Origin of the sequence: Achromobacter sp. JUb104 (assembly GCF_024806975.1) — a bacterium.
Lineage (GTDB): Bacteria > Pseudomonadota > Gammaproteobacteria > Burkholderiales > Burkholderiaceae_B > Achromobacter > Achromobacter spanius.
Map to the genome: position 1 here is coordinate 1,357,840 of NZ_JANUEY010000001.1, position 17,831 is coordinate 1,375,670.

Sequence of the window (17,831 nt, forward strand, 5' to 3'; positions counted from 1 at the left end):
CGGCTTACGCCGCTGCCGGCATCTGCCCATGCAGCAGATAGTCCATCAGTTCGCGCACCGACCGCATGGCGCTGCCGAACGGCAGCTTGGACGCGCCCCGGAAGAACAGGCCACGGCTCACTTCACCGCGCAGCGCGGCAGCCAGCTTCAAGTCGATGCAGAACTGCCCAAAGCGTGACAGCCCATCGCGCAGCCCGCATTGCGTCAGGCAGTCCATGCGCTGGCTGCAACGGCGCGGGTCGCAGCGCGTGGCGGCTTGCAGGGTGGCTTCCTGGCGCAGATAGCGCGTCAGCCACGGCGTGGCGACGGCGCGCGCGGGCAGGCCGGCCACGCTGGTGAATTCGGCCAGTTCGGCCGGGTCCGCATCCATCAGCACGCGCTTGAAGTTGTCATGGGCATCGCCTTCCCGGGTGACGGCGAACGCGGTGCCCACCTGCACGCCGTCGGCGCCGTGCGCCAGCCAATGGCGCACTTGATCATGGCTGCCTACGCCGCCCGCCACGATCAGCTTGGGGGCGTCGCGGCCCAATTGCAGTTCATCGAACAGCGCATGGCAGTCGGCCAGCACGCGCTGGAAATCAAAGCGTTCGTCGTGAATGTCGGTGATGCGCGCGGCGCCCAGATGGCCGCCCGCATGGCCGGGGTGTTCGATCACCACGGCGTCGGCCAGCCGGCCTTTTTTCATCCATTTCTTCAACACGACGGCCACGCCGCGCGCTTCGGACAAGATCGGCACCAGCGCCACCTTGGGAAAATCCGCCGTCATCTCGGGCAGGTCCATGGGTAGCCCCGCGCCCATCACAATGGCCTGCGCGCCGCTTTCGCAAGCTTGCCGCACCAGTGCTGGGTGGCCGCGCACGGCTTTCATGACGTTCACCGCCACCAGGCCCCGGCCTTGCGCCGTGTCCAGCGCGGCGCGCACTTCGCGGTCCAGCGCAAGCAGGTTGACGCTGTCGATCAGGTCGCGGTCATTGCACTTGTCGGTTCTTTCAAGCAGGTCGGGATGGTGGTGGCGCAAATCAATGCTGGCGATGGTGCCCACCGCGTTCTGGCTGGCCACGGCGCCCGCCAGCCGATGCGCCGACACGCCGACGCCCATGCCGCCCTGCACGATGGGCAGCAGCTCGCGACCGCCGAGTTTGAGTGATTTGAACCACGTCATGTTGAAGCCTTTCCTCTGATCAAGTGGACAGAGGCTAGAGCAAGGCATGACGGGTTGCCTTGCGCGGGATCAAGCGGCGTGGGGATGGGGCGAAGCGAATAACGGGCGCGGCTGGCTCTGCCGGCGCGCCGAGCGTGACGAGCGCTGCGGGCCTTAGCCCACGCGGCCGGTCAGGCGCCGGGCTGCGTTCAGCACATGGCTCAGGTGGTCGGGGTTGTAGCGGTGCACGGGCGCGGTCAGCGTCACAGCGGCGGCCAAGCCACCCGACAGCAAAAACACGGGCGCCGATATGCCCGCCACTTCGTTCAGGCGGTCGCCCATGGCGGCAAAGTAGCCGTCCTTGCGGATGCGCGTGTAGAGCGCTTGTTCGGGGCCGGGCGCCTTGCCCAGGATGTCATCGAAAGCCGTCAGCACGCGCCCACCACTGCCGTGTTCCAACGGCAGCAGGTCGCCCGCGCGGATATGGTCGCGCACCGGGTGGGGCGAGTCCACGCGGTACAGGCACAGGCGCGCGTCGCCCTGGCGCACGTGATAGGCCGCGCTTTCACCAGTGGCCGCGACCAGGTCGCGCAACACCGGCACCACCACATGCTCAAGGGAAAACGAAGCGGAATAGATGCCGTGCAGGCGGGCAATTTCCGGGCCCAGCGCGTAGCGGCCGTCGTCCAGCCGTTGGATCCATTGCGCGTGTTCAAGCGAAGCCAGCAGGCGCAGCACCGTGCTCTTGTACAGGCGCGTGCGTTCGGCCAATTCGCCCAGCGACAGCGTGCGGTCGTTGGGCGTGAACACGGCCATCAGGCTCATCGCGCGGTCTACCGCGGCAACGCCGCCGGCGGCGGCGTCGGCATCGGCGACAGATTCGGTTGCGGCTTTACGCGGCATGGCGGTTCCGCGTGGTGACGGCCCGGGCGCAGGCAATGGGAACCAGCAAGGGAAGGGCGATCGGCATATTCCATCCTTTAGAACGACAGGCGCCGCCATTGTAGGCACAGCATCGCGCCGCGCCGCGCCGGGATTCGCGCTTGACAGCGATTTTCTCTTCGTTTTTAATTCTATAAGAAAGAACATCGTTCTAATAGATAGAATATAAGGAGACGCAGTCATGGCGGATATCGCGCCCAACCCGGGGCAGGTACTGATCAGCGAAGTGGGCCCGCGAGACGGTTTGCAGTCGGTGTCGTCCACCATGCCCACGCAAGACAAATTCCGTTGGATCGATGCGCTGGTGGCGGCCGGCGTGCGCGAGATCGAGGTGGCGTCGTTCGTGCCGGCTCGCCTGTTGCCGCAGATGGCGGACGCGGCCGAGGTCGTGGCCTACGCCGCCCGCATTCCGGGTTTGACGGTGATGGCGCTAGTGCCCAACCTGCGCGGCGCCGAGGCCGCGCTGCGGGCCGGCGTGCACAAGCTGACCATGCCGGTATCCGCCAGCCACGCGCATTCCCTGGCCAACGTGCGCAAGACCCCGGAAGAAATGGTGGAGCAGGTGCGCGCCATTGCCGCGCTGCGCGACGAGCTTGCGCCCCACGTGAAGCTTGAAGCCGGCATTTCCACCGCGTTCGGCTGCACGCTGCAAGGCCTGGTGCCGGAGGACGACGTGATTCGGCTGGCGCTGATGTGCGTAGAGGCAGGCGCGGATGAATCGGGCTTGTCGGACACGGTCGGCCACGCCAACCCGGCGCAGGTGCGTCGGTTGTTCCGCCGCCTGCGCGCGGAATTGGGCGAAAAGGCCGGCGCTGCGCACATGCACAACACGCGCGGCCTGGGCCTGGCCAATTGCCTGGCCGCCTGGGACGAAGGGGTGCGCACCTTCGATAGCTCGTTGGGCGGGCTGGGCGGCTGCCCGTATGCGCCGGGCGCGTCGGGCAACGTCGTCACTGAAGATCTGGTCTTCATGTTTGAAGCCATGGGCGTGCGTACCGGCATCGACCTGGAAAAAATCATCGCGGCGCGTCAGCCGCTAGCCGCCGGCCTGCCGGGCGAACCGCTGTACGGCATGACGCCGGACGCCGGCTTGCCCTTGGGCTTTGTCCAGGCCCGCTAGCTTCCGACCCGCTAGTTCCCGGCTGCTAACCCCAGGCCCGCTAGCGGGGTCCGCTTCCCCCTTATTGCCACCAAGGTGCATCCCACATGACTAGCAGTGCAACGTCCCGCCTTCCGTATGAAGGCATCCGCGTCGTCGAGTTCACCCACATGGTGATGGGGCCGACCTGCGGCATGCTGCTCGCGGACCTGGGCGCGGAAGTGATCAAGGTCGAACCCATAGGCGGCGACACCACCCGCCGCCTGCTGGGTTCCGGCGCGGGCTTCTTCCCCATGTTCAACCGCAACAAGAAGAGCATTGCGCTGGACCTGAAGCAACCCGAAGGCGTGGAAGCCGCCTTGCGCCTGATCGATACGGCCGACGTCGTCAGTGAAAACTTCAAGGCCGGCGTGATGCAAAAGCTGGGCCTGGACTACGCCACCTTGAAGGCGCGCAACCCCCGGCTGATCTACGTCAGCCACAAAGGCTTTTTGCCCGGCCCTTACGACAATCGCACCGCCTTGGATGAAGTCGTGCAAATGATGGGCGGCCTGGCCTATATGACCGGCCGTGCGGGCGACCCGCTGCGCGCGGGGTCCAGCGTGAACGACATCATGGGCGGCATGTTCGGCGCGATGGGCGCCATGGCCGCACTGGCTCAGCGCGAACACACGGGCGTGGGCGCCGAGGTGCAAGCCTCGCTGTTCGAGAACAACGTGTTCCTGGTTGGGCAGCACATGATGCAGTACGCCGTGACGGGCCGCGCGCCCGCGCCCATGCCCACCCGCATATCCGCGTGGGCGGTGTACGACGTGTTCACCGTGAAGCATGGCGAGCAGATTTTCCTGGCGGTGGTCAGCGACAAGCAGTGGGACATTTTCTGCCGCGCCTTCGGCCTTGAAGAATGGCTGTCGGACCCGCGCCTTGCCACCAACAACGATCGGGTCCGCGCGCGAGATTGGCTCATGCCGCTGCTGCGTTCGCATCTGGCGGGACATAGCGCGGCGGAACTGGCCGCGCGCTTCGAAGCAGAAGGCTTGCCCTTCGCGCCCATCACCCGGCCCGAGCAACTGTTCGATGACCCGCATCTGAAAGCCACCGGCGGGCTGGCGCCGATCACGCTGCCGGATGGCACTGACAGCTTTGTGCCGCTGACCCCGTTAACGCTGGACGGGCGGCAACCCCCCATCCGCTTGCAGCCCCCGGCTGTGGGCGAACACACCGACGCGCTCTTGCGGGCGGTCGGCTATCGCGACGATGAGATCGCGGCCTTGAAAGCAAGGCGCATAACAGAAGGAGACCAACCATCATGATCACTCTGACCCGACGTTCGTTCCTGGGCGCAACCCTTTGCGCGGCGGCCTTGCCGTTGCGCCTGCATGCCGCATCCGCGTATCCCGACGGCCGGCCCATCCGGCTGATCGTTCCCTACACGCCGGGCGGCGGCACCGATTCGGTGGCGCGCGCCATCGCCGCCAAGATCACGGGGGCGGCAGGGTGGTCGGTAGTGGTGGAAAACCGCCCCGGCGCGGGCGGCAACATTGGCATGGACCAAGTGGCCAAGACCCGGCCCGACGGCTTCATGCTGGGCATGGGCCAAACCGCCAATCTGGCGATCAACCCCGCGCTGATGCCCAAGATGCCGTTCGATGCGGGCAAGGATTTCGCGGCGGTCGCCATGATTGCGTCGCTGCCCGTGGTGCTGGTGGTGAAGGCCAATGCGCGCTGGAACACGCTGGCCGACCTGGTCAAGGAAGCGCGCGCGCAGCCCGGCGCCATCAAGCAGGCGCTTGCCGGTTCGGGCACGGTGGGCCACCTGGCGGGCGAGCTGCTGGCGTATCAGGCCAAGTTCCAGGTGCTGAACGTGCCGTACCGGGGCGCGGCGCCCGCGTTGAACGACCTGCTGGGCGAGAACACCGACTACATGTTCGCCACGCCGCAGGCCGCGCAGGAAATGCTGAAAGGAAAAGTGCTGCGCCCCTTGGCTGTCAGCGCTCGCGAGCGCCTGTCCATCCTGCCGGATGTGCCGACCGTGGCGGAATCCGGATTCGATGGCTTCGAGGCCTTGGATTGGAAGGCGCTGGTGGCGCCCGCCGGCACCCCGCCCGAGGTGATCGAGGCGGTCAACAGCGTGGTGCAGAAGGTGCTGGCGGACCCGGCCACCATCGCCATGTTCACGGCGGAAGGCAGCAAGGCGATGGGCGGTTCGCCCCAAGTGGCGCAGCAATACATTCTGGACGAACAAAAGAAATGGGCGGCGCTGATCCGCGAAGCCGGCATCCAGACGGCGGCTTGAAACGATTGATTAAAAAAACGGAGACAACATCATGACTATGCTTTTTGCGCGCGGCGCCTTTTGCCGCGCTCTGCTTGCGGCCGCGACGGGGTTGGCCTGCGTGCCCGCGCAGGCTGCCGACAGCGCCGGCAGCACCGCCGATTGGCCCGGCAACAAACCCGTGCGCCTGGTCGTTCCCTATTCGCCGGGTGGCACAACGGACTACGCCGCGCGGCAAGTGGCGCAGAAGCTATCCGAGACGACCGGCAAGACGTTCATCGTCGAAAACAAGACTGGTGCGTCCGGCACGATCGCCACGCAAGAGGTGGCGCGGTCCACGCCAGACGGCAGCACCTTCCTGGTGACGGACACCACGTACACCATGCTGCCGCTGCTCTTCTCCAAGCTGCCCTGGGATTATGAGAACGATCTGGTCCACGTCAGCGAGATCATCGAAACGCCGCTGGTACTGCTGGTTCCCGAAAAATCGCCGTTCAAGACCATGGACGCGCTGATCGCGCAGGCGCGCAAAGCGCCCGGCACGCTGAACTACGGGTCTGGCGGGCAAGCCAGTTCCACCCATCTGGCCGCCGAAGTGTTCCAGAGCGAAGCGAAGGTGAAGCTGGCGCACATTCCGTATCGCGGCGCGGGCGCGGCATTGGCGGACTTGATGGCCGGGCAGATCGACCTCTTGATCACGGCGGCGCCCACCGCCATCGCACCCGTACAGGGTGGCCGCGTGCGCGCATTGGCGGTAACCGGCACCGAGCGGCTCGCTGCCTTGCCCAACGTGCCGACCTTCGCGCAGGCGGGCTTGCCCTCGTATCAGGTGCTGAACTGGTTTGGCTTGGCCGCGCCCAAGGGCACGCCCGATGCCATCGTCACCAAGATGAACCAGTTGGTGGCACAAGTGATGAGCGAGCCCGCCATGCAGGAAAACATGGCCCGCGAAGGCGCGCGGCATCGTTCCATGCCCGTGGCGCAGTTCGGTGCCTACGTGCAAGATCAGGTTGTCCTATGGGCCGACGTGGGCAAGCGCGTGGGCATCAAGCCCGAATAGGGAAGGCGGCATCATGTGGAACCTGGATTTCAAACCGCCGATGGTGATCGAGGCGCGTGTGGTCACGGTCATGCCAGACACCTTGCGGCTGCCACGGCGCAGCGCCTGGGCCGACGCCAACAAGGCGGGCCACCCCGTGGATTGCTTTCTGGAAGGGCCTGTCTTTGACGACAGCGGCGCGCTGTACGTGACGGACATTCCCCACGGCCGCATCCTGCGCATCGACGATGCCAACGACTGGCGCGTCGTGGCGGAGACGGGCGGCTGGCCCAACGGCCTGGCGCGCCATCAGGACGGCAGCCTGTGGGTAGCCGATTACCGGCACGGCATTCTGCGATGCGACCCGGCCACTGGCAACGTGGACACCGTGCTGGGCGAGCGTAACAGCGAATCGTTCAAGGGCGTGAACGATCTGGTGTTTGATCGCAACGGCCGGCTCTATTTCACGGACCAGGGGCAGACGGGGCTGCACGACCCGCAGGGCCGGGTGTATCGCTATGACCCGGACAGCGGTCGCCTGGACCTGCTGCTGGCCAATGCGCCCAGCCCGAACGGCATTGCGCTGGACGCGCGGGAACAGGTGCTGTTCGTGGCCGTGACGCGCGCCAATCAGGTGTGGCGCGGGCCGTTGATGCAAGATGGCTCGCTGAGCAAGATGGGGGCGTTTCGCACGTTCTTTGGCACCAGCGGCCCCGACGGGCTGGCCTGCACCCCAACGGGCGGCTTGCTGGTGGCGCATGCCAGCCTGGGCGGCGTCTTCGTGCTGAACGCGGGCGGCGAAGTCACGCACTTTCTGAAAAGCCCGATCGCCGGCAGCACGGTCACCAATGTGGCAATACGCCCCGATGGCGGCACCGTCGTGATGACGGAATCCGCAACCGGGGCGATTCTTGAAGCGCCGTTGCCGGCGTAACGCGATCAGGCCATCAGCTTCACAATCGCCGGCACCGACAGCACGGCCGTGTAGTAGCCCATGAACTGCACGCCCGTGTTGAAGCCGAAGCGGCGCGACAGCAGGCCGCCAAAGAGGCCCATCGTCAGGATGACCAGCAGGCCCAGGAATTGGCCTTCCCAGATGCTGATGACGATGATCAGGCCCACGAAGGTGGCGATGATGGCTTCGTGGCTGACGCGGCGCGACACGAACAGCGCGGCGCGGCGCGCGAAGTTCATGGCGAAGGGGTAAGACACCAGCGCCGCCAACAGCACGGCCAGCATGCCGTAGCCCAGGAATTCCCAGTGGTTCAGCAGGTTGTGCAGGTTGTGCGTCTGGCCGGTGGCGGCGTCCACGGTGAAGCGCGGCGGCGCGTTGAACAGCGGCGCGGCGGGGCCGGCGGCCACGGGGCTAAGCGGCAGGCCGAAGGCGATCAACGGAATCAGCGCCTCGGCAATATAGGTGGCTTCGGTGACGCCGTTGCGCGCCGACAGCACCGTGGTCAGCCGATGGTAGGCATGCTTGATGCGCGACCCCACCAGCTCGCCCAGCACCACGGTCATGGCGACGGGGCTGAACACGAAGGTGGCGCTGGAGACGGCGGCGGTGGCCAGGGTCCAACGCGTCTGCACGCGGTCCATGACCTTGAGCGGGTTGGGGAAATAGCCCGACCAGCCCTTGACGTCGGGTGCCAGCGAGAACGTGCGAACCTTGTCGCGCATCATTGTCTTGCGCCCCATGGGCGACACCACGGTGAACAGATCCGCGATCAACGGGCCGATGGCGATGCCCAGGAAGTAGCTGATGCTGAGCTTGACGCCGTACTTGGCGGTCAGGCTTTGCAGGGCGATGATCACCACTACGAAAGGCACCAGCAGCGCGACCGCCGACCAGCGTCCGGCCGAGAAGTACGCGATGAGCACCGCCGCCGCCAGAAAGATCCAGGGCGCGGATTTGGTGATGGCCGCGCCAAACGGCGCCAGCAACACGGCGAACAGCACGGCCAGCGGCACCGCCACGAAAGCGGCCACGATGGCGCCGGACACCATCTTGCGCAAGGCAATGTGCGGCACGCCCAGCTTGCGCAGCATGTTCGCGTCTTGCAGCAGCGGCGTGGCCAGGGTGTCGCCGGGTATCCCCAATAACGCCGTGGGCACCGCGTGCGTCATGTGCTTGGCGACGGCGCCGGCCAGAAAGAAGGTGAAGACGCCGGCGGGCGGCACGCCCAGCAGCACCACCAGCAAGGTCAGCGGCGCCAGCGTGGTGGTCTCGTCGGTGCCTGACACCAGGCCGATGGCGGCGAACACCACCGCGCCCAGCAGGCCCATGGCGGCGGCCACCATGATTTGTTCAAGCAGGATGGGGTCGCTCATGCCAGCGCCTCCTTGGATGCGCCTTGCGGCTGGGAGGCGGATGGCGATGTTGCGGACTGGGGCTTCGGCGGCGCTTCGGCGAACAGTTCGTACAGACCCAGTTCCTTCAGCTCACGCACCACGGGCTCGGGCAGGTCGGCCACCGAGCCCAGGCCGCCCGGCTGTTCGGCCAGTTCGGCCAGCACTTCGGCGCGCCAGGCGGGGTCATGCGTGGAGGCATGTTCGACCACTTCGCGCTTGGGCGGAAACAGGCGGGCGCAGATCACGCCCGCGATCACGCAGCCGGCAAGACCGGCCAGCATGGCGTAGGCGTGCGCCAGTTCCGGCGACGCCACCACGCCGCGCAACCAGCGGCTGGCGGCGAAGAAGCCGGTGACGCTGATGGCGATGCCGATGCCGATGGCCCACGCCAGTTGGCGCAGGTCCACCGTGTCGTTCCACACTTCTGCCAGGCGCCAGGACGGCGCTGGGGATTTTGGTTCCATGTCTCTCTCCGTTGTGGTGGGGCGATGCGGCCGTGCCTGGGACGCATCGCCTCTGTTCTTATGTGGCCGGGGGCCAGGGCTTATTTCTTGGCGCGCAGTTCCTCCAGCAAGGCCAGCGCGCGGTCGGTGCGTACGTCTTTTTCCTCGGCCATGCGCTTGGCGACCGTATCGATCTCGGCCCCCACGGCGCCTGCCACCAGCGCGATGTTGCGCGCGTGCAGGGCCATGTGGCCGCGTTGGATGCCTTCGGTGGCCAGGGCGCGCAGCGCGCCCAGATTCTGCGCCAAGCCTACGGCCACCGCCACTTCGCCCAGCTCTTGGGCCGAGCGCACGTCCATGATCTTCAAGGCCAGCCGGGCCAGCGGGTGCGTCTTGGTGGCGCCGCCCACCAGGCCCACGGGCATGGGCATTTCGATGGTGCCCACCAAGGCGCCTGACGTGTCCTTTTCCCAGGTGGTCAGCGACGTGTAGCGGCCCGAGCGCGCGGCGTAGGCGTGCGCGCCGGCTTCCACTGCGCGCCAATCGTTGCCGGTGGCGACGATGACGGGGTCGATGCCGTTCATGATGCCCTTGTTGTGCGTGGCGGCGCGGTAGGGGTCGACGGCGGCGAAGGTGTAGGCGTCCAGCACGCCTTCGATGATGTCGGCACCGCTGCGCTCCTTGGTGTCCAGCACTTGCGGGGTCAGTCGCACGCGGGCGCGCGCCAGGCGCAGGTCGGCCAGGTTGGACAGGATGCGCAGGCGTACCGAGCCGCCCGTGATTTCTTCCACCAGCGGCGCGACGGCTTCGGCCATGGTGTTGACGGTGTTGGCGCCCATGGCGTCGCGCACGTCCACGATCAGGTGCAGCACGATCATCGGGCCGCGCGGCGTGTCGGCGAACACATGCACGTCGATGTCCTGGCAGCCGCCGCCCAGCTCGATCAGCACCTTGTCGCGGCTGTTGGCCAGCGTCAGGATGCGTTCGCGTTCGCGCAGCAGCGCCAGCCGCGCGCCGTGCGGGTCGGTCAGGCCCAGCACCTGCACCTGCGCGCGCATCAGGGGGCGGGTGCTGGACGTTTCAAAGCCGCCGCATTCGCGCGCCAGCTTGGCCATGTAGGACGCCGCCGCCACCACCGACGGCTCTTCAACCGCCATCGGCACCAGCACGTCGCGGCCATTGACCTGGAAGTTGCCCGCCACGCCCAGCGGCAGTTCGAACGCGCCAATGACGTTTTCGATCATGCCGTCGGCGCGGTCCAGTCCCAGCGCGCCGGGTTGGGCCAGCAATTGTTGTTCATCGGGGGTCAGCGCGGCGGCCTGGGCAATGGCGGACAGGCGTTGTGCGGGGGTCAGCGCGCGAAAGTTGGGTAGGCGTGAATCGGCCACGATGGCAGGTCTCCGTATCGTTATTGAGTGGCCTGATTCTAGGTAAACTGTACCGCTATTGAGAGGTACAGTTTTGCCAAACAGTACCATCGCACTGCACCAATTTTGACGGGTATCCCGGGCGAAAACATCCCATGAATGACCTCAGCAACACCGGTAAACGGCCGCGCGGCGCGCCCATTGCGGAAAGCCTGGCTAAGCTGATCGGCCAGCAGATTGCCGACGGCGTCTACCGCCCGGGCGACAAGCTGCCGTCGCTGCGCGAACTGTCGCAGTTGCACCGCTACGCCAAGAACACCGTGGTGGTGGCGTTTGAAATGCTGGTGGCCCAGGGGCTGGTTGAACCGCGCCGTGGGTCGGGCTTTTTTGTGCTGGACGGAGACTTCGCGCGCAAGGCGGCCGACGAGGAACCCGGCCAATTGAGCCGCGCCATGGACATCGTCTGGCTCATGCGTGAACAGCTCAAGACGCAGCCCGACGCGGTCCAGGCGGGCGATGGCTTTCCGCCCGTGGAATGGCTGGCCGACATGCGCATGGACCGCTATCACCAGAAGGTGGTGCGCACCGGGCTGGGCGCGCTGTTCCGCTACGGCAGCCGCTTTGGCTACGCGCCGCTGCGCGAAAGCCTGGTGCGCAAGCTGGGCGATGTGGGCGTGAATGTGGCGCCGTCGCAGTTGGTGCTGACCCATGGCGCCAACGAGGCGATGGACCTGGTGATCCGCTACTTTGTGCCGCCCGGCGCGACCGTGCTGGTGGACGACCCGGGCTACTACCCGCTGTTCGGCAAGCTGAAGCTGGCGGGCGTGCGCATGCTGGGCGTGCCGCGCCTGTCGGACGGGCCGGACGTGGCCGCGCTGGAAGCCTTGTTGCAGCGCGAGAAGCCGCGCTTGTTTTTTACGCAGTCGCTGGCGCACAACCCGACCGGGTCCGACATCTCGCTGGCCAAGGCCTACAAGGTGCTGCAATTGTCCGAGCGCTACAACCTGATGATCGTGGAGAACGATGCGCTGGCGGATTTCAAGCCCACGTCCGCCGTGCGGCTGGCGGCGCTGGACCAGTTGGAGCGCACGATCTACATCGGCAGTTTTTCGAAGTCGTTCTCGGCGGCGCTGCGCGTGGGCTTCATCGCCTGCAACGCGGCCCTGGCCAGCGACCTGGCCGATCTGAAGGCGCTGGTGCACGTGAGCAGTTCGGAATACTGCGAGCGCATGGTGGACGTGATGCTGCGCGAAGGGCACTACGAGCGCCATCTGGCGCGCTTGCGCCAACGGCTGGAGGCCGCCACCGGCCATGCCTTGCAGGTGTTGGATGCACTGGGCGCCGAGGTGTACTCGCGGCCGACCAGTTCGCTGTATCTATGGTCATCGTTTCCGGGCGTGGCGGACTCGTTGACGCTGGCCACGGATCTCATGCCCGAGAAAGTCATCATGGCGCCGGGCCGCGTGTTCAGCGTGGACCCCACGGCGGTGTCGCCGTGGTCGCGTTGCAATGTGGGCGCTATCGGGTCGCCGCGTTTTCGGGCCACGTTGGAAAAGGCGCTGGCGGCGCGGCGTTAGGCGCATGAGACCGCCGGCTCTTTCTGCTGCCTTCTTCCGCCGTTCTTTCGGTTCAGCGATAAGTGAATTCGTCGAACCACCGCGCCATGCTCGCCTGCGCTGGCGGACTCAGCATGCGCGCGGCATGCAGGTTGGAAGCGCCGCGCGCCGCCTGCACCGCAAAGCGCCGCACGCCCCGGCGCGCCAGCGCTTGCGCCATCACCAGCAGCCGGTCCTCGGCCAGCCAATCAGGGTGCCAGGTGATGCGGCATTCAAAGTCCGTACCCGCCGACAGCAACTGCGTCAGGCACGCCATCGCGGGGCGATGGGAGTCGCGGCGGCCGGTGATGTCGTCGTAGCCTTGTGCATCGGCCTTGATGTCCAGCCCCACCCAATCCAGATGGCGCAACACATCGGCCAGGCGCAAGGGGTAGATGCCGGCCGTATGCAGGCCCACGCGGTAGCCCATGCGCTGCACGTCGCGGATCAACGACGGCAGGCGGGGTTCGGACAGCGGCTCGCCGCCTGAAAACACCACCGCGTCCAGCAAGCCCGCGCGGTCTCTCAGAAAGGCGCGCGTATCGCGCCAGTCGTACCGCGCGGCGCGGGTTTGCAGATCGGGGTTGTGGCAGTAATGGCAGCGCCACGGGCACCCGGCAATGAACACGACGGCCGCCAATTGGCCGGGCCAATCCACCGTTGAAAACGGAACCAGTCCGCCGATGGCGGGCGCATGCCGGGGCAGGGCCGTCGCCACGGGTTGCGGGGGCGCAGCGCGCGCGGGCCGGCGCGCGACGGGTTCAGTGCTGTTCGACGAAGAAGCGGCGTTCATGGAATTCGCCTTGTTTGCCGGTGTTGAAGGACGACACGGGGCGGTGATAACCCATGACGCGGGTCCAGACTTCGCAGCGCACCGGTTCGGGGGCGTTGCCCTCGGCCTCGCACTTGGGGCAGACGTCGTGGTGCCCAGCCAGATACCCGTGGTGGGGGCAGATGGAAAACGTGGGCGTGACGGTGAGGTAGGGCAGGCGGAAGTTCGTCAGCGCGCGACGCACCAATTCCTTGCATGCCTGGGCGGACGACACGGCTTCGTTCATGTACAGGTGCAGCACGGTGCCACCCGTGTATTTGCCTTGCAGCGTTTCCTGCAATTGCAGCGCATGGAAGGGGTCGTCGGTATGGCCCACCGGCAATTGGCTGGAGTTGGTGTAGTAGGGATGCGCGTCGCTACCCGCCTGCAAGATGCCGGGAAAGCGCTTGCGGTCTTCGCGCGCGAAGCGATAGGTGGTGCCTTCGGCGGGTGTGGCTTCCAGGTTGTACAGGTGCCCGGTCTGTTCCTGGAATTCCGTCATGCGCTCGCGCACGCGGTCCAACAGGCACACCGCCAGCGCGTGGCCGGCCGGCGTGGTGACGTCGTCGGCGTCGTGCGTGAAGTTGCGGATCATCTCGTTGATGCCGTTCACGCCCAGCGTGCTGAAGTGGTTGCGCAAGGTGCCCAGGTAGCGGCGGGTGTAGGGGTACAGGCCTTGGTCGATGTAGTGCTGCACCACGCGGCGCTTGGTTTCCAACACGTCACGGCCGAGTTCCAGCAGGTGGTCCAGGCGTTGCATCAGCCGGACTTCATCGCCCTGGCAGGTATGGCCCAGCCGCGCGCAGTTGATGGTGACGACTCCCACGGATCCGGTCTGCTCGGCCGAGCCGAACAGGCCGTTGCCGCGCTTGAGCAATTCGCGCAGGTCCAGTTGCAGGCGGCAGCACATGGACCGCACCATGTGCGGTTCCAGATCCGAATTCAAGAAGTTCTGAAAGTAGGGCAGGCCATAGCGCGCCGTCATCTCGAACAGGCGCGTGGTGTTGGGGTGCTCCCAATCAAAATCCGGCGTGATGTTGTAGGTGGGTATCGGGAAGGTGAACACGCGGCCCCGGGCGTCGCCGGCCATCATCACTTCGATGTAGGCGCGGTTGATCATGTCCATTTCTGCTTGCAGCTCGCCATAGGCGAACGGCATTTCCTCGCCGCCCACGTAGGGCACCTGTTCTTTCAGGTCGGCGGGGCAGGTCCAGTCGAAGGTCAGATTGGTGAAGGGCGTTTGCGTGCCCCAGCGGCTGGGCACGTTCAGGTTGAAGATCAGTTCCTGCATGGCCTGCTTCACGTCCGCGTACGTCATGGCGTCGCGGCGGATGAAGGGGGCCATGTAGGTGTCGAACGAGCTGAACGCTTGCGCGCCCGCCCATTCGTTTTGCAGCGTGCCCAGGAAGTTGACGATCTGGCCGATGGCCGCCGACATATGTTTGGGCGGCGTGGATTCCACCTTGCTGGGCACGCCGTTGAAGCCTTCGGTCAGCAATTGGCGCAACGACCAGCCGGCGCAATAGCCGCTAAGCATGTCCAGATCATGGATGTGGAGATCGCCGTCGCGATGCGCCTGGCCCGCCTCGGGCGTGAACACGTGCGATAGCCAATAGTTGGCCGTGACCTTGCCGGCCACGTTCAGGATCAGGCCGCCCAGGCTGTACCCCTGGTTGGCATTGGCGTTGACGCGCCAATCGCGTTGGTCCAGGTATTCCTCCATGGCGCTTTCCACGTCGACCAGCTTGTTGCGGTCGAACGAGGCGGAGGGAATGTCGCGGGGGAGCGGGGGCTGTAGAAGCATGGCTAACACCATATGTAGTGGAGTGTCAAAACTCTATCACTACATATGGTGTTATCAGTCGCCAATGGAAGGCGATGTCAGCCTGGCTTGATGCGGGTCAAACAGGGAAAAACGAAGAGGCAAATCGCAATGCGGCTTTCGCCTGACGTCAGAAGCCGATGCCGATGCCCGCCAAGGAAATGGCCACGGCGAACGCGGCGGCGCGCGCGGCCGGACGGGGCGCCCACGACAGCATGCCGACCCATAGCAATGCGCCCGCCGACAGCCAGCCCAGCCACGCCACCACGCCCACCGTATTGCCCCACAGGCCCACGCAAGGCAGCAAGGCCAGCGCCAGCAGCAGCACGCCCGCGCCGCGCAGCACGCGCGTGTGACCGGCCGACGGGTCGCGATCCCACACCTGCTCGTAATGGCGCGGCATGGCCAGGCTCAGGCAGGCCATGCCGGAGTAGGTCAGCAGCAAAGCCACTGCAATGGCGAATACGTCGTTCAGGTTCATGCCGCTGCCTTTTGCGTCGCGCGGGGGGTGCGCTGGGCGGGCGCGGACTGGGGCTTCTTCCACATACGGATGGCCGCCCACGCGGATAGTACGCCAACGGCCACGGCGGTGAGTTCGACGCCCGCGCTTTCCCAGTCGCCGCGCACCACCTGCGCCACGGTGTGGTCGCCCAATGTGAAGAACGACAGCACCGGCAACAGCAGGCACAGCGCCGCCAATAAGCCTAGCTGCGTGATCCACGCAAGCCGGGGACGACACAGCCAGGCATGCGCCAGCATCAACGCCCACAGGCCGAAAAAGCAGCGCAGTTCCCACAAGGCGCGGTTTTCCAGCGCGATGGGCAGCAGGCGATTCGCCCAGAAGTAGCCGATGCAGGCCACCGCCAGACCGGCCAGCGCCGCCACGTTCAGGCCTTCGAACAGGCGGTACATGCGCGCGGTGGCCGCGCCGAATTCGTTGCCCAGCTTGGCGCGCCGCTTCACCATGAACAGCACGGCGCCCGTGCCCATCATGGCGGCTCCGGCCAGGCCGCACAGGAAGTACATCCACTTCACGGCCAGCCCGCCAAACGGCGCCATGTGCAGGTCGCCCATCACCTGGCGCGTGAGTGCCGGCGCGCCGCCGTTGACGCCGCCCGCCGGGCGCATGCGCAACAGGTCGCCCGTGGCCGCCGAGAATTCGGCCATGCCGGTGGTGGCGCTGATGTTGTGCAAGGCGTCGCTGGCTTCGTTCCAGCCGTAGACCGCAACGCGCATGGAACTGTCTTCCGGGTTCTGGATGACGATGGCGCGCGCGCTTTGGCCGCTCATGGCTTCGGCGCGGGCCACCAGCGGTTCCAGCGGCGGCATGGCCAGCGGCTGGCCGGTGCGCACGGGCTTTTCTTCCCCCTGCATTTCGGCCAGGTACAGGCGGGTGGCTTCCATGCCGGGGCCGTACTGCGCCACGACGGGGGCGGGCATCAGTTGCGCGCTGGAAATCACGATGCCGGTGTAGGCAATCATGAACTGGAAGGGCAGCGTCAGCACCGCCACGGCGTTGTGCGCGTCCAGCCACGAACGCTGGCCTTTCTTGGCGCGGAAGGTGAAGAAGTCCTTGAAGATGCGTTTGTGGGTGACCACGCCCGAAATCAGCGCGACCAGCATCGCCATCGTGGCGAACGCCACGATCCACACGCCGAAGCGGCTTTCGTGAAGCATGTAGTGGAAGTTCACGAAGTGCGTGCCGCCCATGGTGGCGCGGCCTGCCTCGTCGTGATGGTCGTCCAGTTCGGCGCCCGTGGCGGGGTCCAGCTCGGCGTCGGCGTACATGCCGTTCTTGTCGAACCAGTAGACCGACAAGCCGTTGTCGTGATGCCGGTTAACGGGCCAGATCTCCCACATGCCCGCGCCCTGATGATGGCGCGCCATGTAGTCCACGGCCAGGTCCAGACGGCGGGCGCGGTCCACGGGCGCGCCTTCCTGCGCCGCCGCCGCCGCGGCGGCATCGGCCGCCGCCTCGGCCGCGTGGTGCTCGGGCGTCATCCAGTGGGTAATGGGTTCTGCAAAGAGGGCCAGCGAACCGGTCAGGAACACCGTGTACAGCAGCCACGAAAACCACAGGCCGACCCAGGTGTGCAACCAGGCCATGGATAGGCGGAAACCGGATTTCAGAGCGAGCCTCTTGTTGTGGGATTGCCGCGGAGAGCGGGCGGGCAATTTTTGTTAATTGAGAATGGTTCCGAGTTTAAGCGAATTAGGGGCGTTGTCGGCGGGTGGGTGGGCATGGCGCTTGCTGAAGCTGCGCGTCATGCCGCCGGGTTTGCGAACGTAGGGCGCAACCGGCGAACCGACCCCGTGGACAAGGAGCCCCTGATGAAACGCAAAGCGGCAAACGCCAAACAAATCAATGAATTGCTTTACCAGGCGCTGGAGACTGAAATCGGCGGCTTGGCTGTGTACGAGACCGCCGTGTCCTGTGCCGTCAACGAAGACCTGAAAAAGGAATGGAAGGAATACCTGGAAGAAACGCGCACGCACCATCGTGTGCTTTTGACCGTGTTTGAACAACTGGGACTTGACCCCGCCAAGCAGACACCGGGGCGGGAGGTGGTGCGCCATCTTGGCGATTCGCTGGTGAAGGCGATGAAGATGGCCGTCAGCGCGGGCGATGCCGATGCCGCGCAGTTGGTGGCGACCGAATGCGTGGTGCTGGCCGAGACCAAGGACCACGCCAACTGGTCGCTGATCGGGCTGCTGGCCGAGCAGCATTCCGGCAAGGAAGCCGCAATTCTGAAACAGGCCCACGACGCGGTGGCGCAGGACGAAGACCACCACCTGTATCACACGCAAGGGTGGTCGCGCGAGTTGTGGGTGGAGTCGCTGGGCTTGCCCGCGGTGCTGCCCCCGCCTGAAGAAGTCAAACAAGTGAAAACCGCCATCGGCGCCTCGCGGGCCGAGCAGGCGCGCGGCGAAATGCTGAAACACTAGGA

At 66.1% G+C, this 17,831-nt stretch carries 15 protein-coding genes and 1 pseudogene; 7 read left to right on the top strand and 9 right to left on the bottom strand.

The window, feature by feature from the left end:
• Window positions 1-4: 4 nt before the first annotated feature.
• Both M2361_RS06270 and M2361_RS06275 read right to left on the bottom strand, forming a co-directional pair.
• On the bottom strand, window positions 5-1,162 hold the full coding sequence (locus tag M2361_RS06270) for a nitronate monooxygenase family protein (RefSeq protein WP_259247081.1): 1,158 nt from the start codon (window positions 1,160-1,162) through the stop codon (window positions 5-7).
• Window positions 1,163-1,315: 153 nt separating this feature from the next.
• Window positions 1,316-2,044 carry an IclR family transcriptional regulator gene (locus tag M2361_RS06275; RefSeq protein WP_259247083.1) on the bottom strand — a complete coding sequence of 243 codons (729 nt, stop codon included), beginning with the start codon at window positions 2,042-2,044 and terminating at the stop codon, window positions 1,316-1,318.
• 220 nt (window positions 2,045-2,264) lie between these two features.
• Here M2361_RS06275 and M2361_RS06280 point away from each other — a divergent pair, with 220 nt between their 5' ends.
• The 5 genes from M2361_RS06280 to M2361_RS06300 all read left to right on the top strand — a co-directional run bounded on the left by M2361_RS06280 (window position 2,265) and on the right by M2361_RS06300 (window position 7,430).
• On the top strand, window positions 2,265-3,203 hold the full coding sequence (locus tag M2361_RS06280) for a hydroxymethylglutaryl-CoA lyase (protein WP_259247089.1): 939 nt from the start codon (window positions 2,265-2,267) through the stop codon (window positions 3,201-3,203).
• A gap of 86 nt (window positions 3,204-3,289) precedes the next feature.
• Window positions 3,290-4,495 carry a CaiB/BaiF CoA-transferase family protein gene (locus tag M2361_RS06285; protein WP_259247090.1) on the top strand — a complete coding sequence of 402 codons (1,206 nt, stop codon included), beginning with the start codon at window positions 3,290-3,292 and terminating at the stop codon, window positions 4,493-4,495.
• Complete coding sequence (locus tag M2361_RS06290) at window positions 4,492-5,478, top strand: tripartite tricarboxylate transporter substrate binding protein (RefSeq protein WP_259247092.1); 987 nt, start codon at window positions 4,492-4,494, stop codon at window positions 5,476-5,478. The genes M2361_RS06285 and M2361_RS06290 overlap by 4 nt, the downstream gene beginning before the upstream one ends.
• 31 nt (window positions 5,479-5,509) lie before the next feature.
• Window positions 5,510-6,517: a tripartite tricarboxylate transporter substrate binding protein gene (locus tag M2361_RS06295; protein WP_259247093.1), complete on the top strand. Its 1,008-nt coding sequence runs from the start codon at window positions 5,510-5,512 to the stop codon at window positions 6,515-6,517.
• A gap of 13 nt (window positions 6,518-6,530) precedes the next feature.
• The gene (locus M2361_RS06300; RefSeq protein WP_259247094.1) at window positions 6,531-7,430 is read left to right on the top strand and encodes an SMP-30/gluconolactonase/LRE family protein; all 900 of its coding nucleotides are present in this window, start codon (window positions 6,531-6,533) and stop codon (window positions 7,428-7,430) included.
• Window positions 7,431-7,435: 5 nt separating this feature from the next.
• Here the strand turns inward: M2361_RS06300 and M2361_RS06305 are convergent, their stop codons facing one another.
• From M2361_RS06305 to M2361_RS06315, 3 genes are all read right to left on the bottom strand, one after another.
• Window positions 7,436-8,824 carry a tripartite tricarboxylate transporter permease gene (locus M2361_RS06305; RefSeq protein ID WP_259247095.1) on the bottom strand — a complete coding sequence of 463 codons (1,389 nt, stop codon included), beginning with the start codon at window positions 8,822-8,824 and terminating at the stop codon, window positions 7,436-7,438.
• On the bottom strand, window positions 8,821-9,309 hold the full coding sequence (locus M2361_RS06310; protein WP_259247099.1) for a hypothetical protein: 489 nt from the start codon (window positions 9,307-9,309) through the stop codon (window positions 8,821-8,823). The genes M2361_RS06305 and M2361_RS06310 overlap by 4 nt, the downstream gene beginning before the upstream one ends.
• An 80-nt stretch (window positions 9,310-9,389) precedes the next feature.
• Window positions 9,390-10,679 carry a hydroxymethylglutaryl-CoA reductase, degradative gene (locus M2361_RS06315; RefSeq protein WP_259249249.1) on the bottom strand — a complete coding sequence of 430 codons (1,290 nt, stop codon included), beginning with the start codon at window positions 10,677-10,679 and terminating at the stop codon, window positions 9,390-9,392.
• Between the two features lie 131 nt (window positions 10,680-10,810).
• Between M2361_RS06315 and M2361_RS06320 the strand changes: the two genes are divergently transcribed.
• Window positions 10,811-12,232, top strand: a complete 1,422-nt coding sequence (locus M2361_RS06320) for a PLP-dependent aminotransferase family protein (RefSeq protein WP_259247100.1) — start codon at window positions 10,811-10,813, stop codon at window positions 12,230-12,232.
• Window positions 12,233-12,284: 52 nt separating this feature from the next.
• On the opposite strand, the gene M2361_RS06325 is transcribed toward M2361_RS06320, so the two are convergent.
• The 4 genes and pseudogenes from M2361_RS06325 to M2361_RS06340 form a co-directional block, all read right to left on the bottom strand.
• Window positions 12,285-13,043, bottom strand: a complete 759-nt coding sequence (locus tag M2361_RS06325; RefSeq protein ID WP_259247103.1) for an anaerobic ribonucleoside-triphosphate reductase activating protein — start codon at window positions 13,041-13,043, stop codon at window positions 12,285-12,287.
• Window positions 13,012-14,814: pseudogene (locus tag M2361_RS06330) on the bottom strand (ribonucleoside triphosphate reductase); the annotation flags it as partial. The gene M2361_RS06325 and the pseudogene M2361_RS06330, both read right to left, overlap by 32 nt.
• A 199-nt stretch (window positions 14,815-15,013) precedes the next feature.
• Window positions 15,014-15,364: a DUF3325 domain-containing protein gene (locus tag M2361_RS06335; RefSeq protein ID WP_100855554.1), complete on the bottom strand. Its 351-nt coding sequence runs from the start codon at window positions 15,362-15,364 to the stop codon at window positions 15,014-15,016.
• Window positions 15,361-16,989 (bottom strand): PepSY domain-containing protein, encoded by a 1,629-nt coding sequence (locus tag M2361_RS06340; RefSeq protein WP_259247112.1) that lies wholly within the window; start codon window positions 16,987-16,989, stop codon window positions 15,361-15,363. The genes M2361_RS06335 and M2361_RS06340 overlap by 4 nt, the downstream gene beginning before the upstream one ends.
• A gap of 225 nt (window positions 16,990-17,214) precedes the next feature.
• Between M2361_RS06340 and M2361_RS06345 the strand changes: the two genes are divergently transcribed.
• Window positions 17,215-17,829 carry a hypothetical protein gene (locus tag M2361_RS06345; RefSeq protein ID WP_259247114.1) on the top strand — a complete coding sequence of 205 codons (615 nt, stop codon included), beginning with the start codon at window positions 17,215-17,217 and terminating at the stop codon, window positions 17,827-17,829.
• Window positions 17,830-17,831 lie beyond the last annotated feature (2 nt).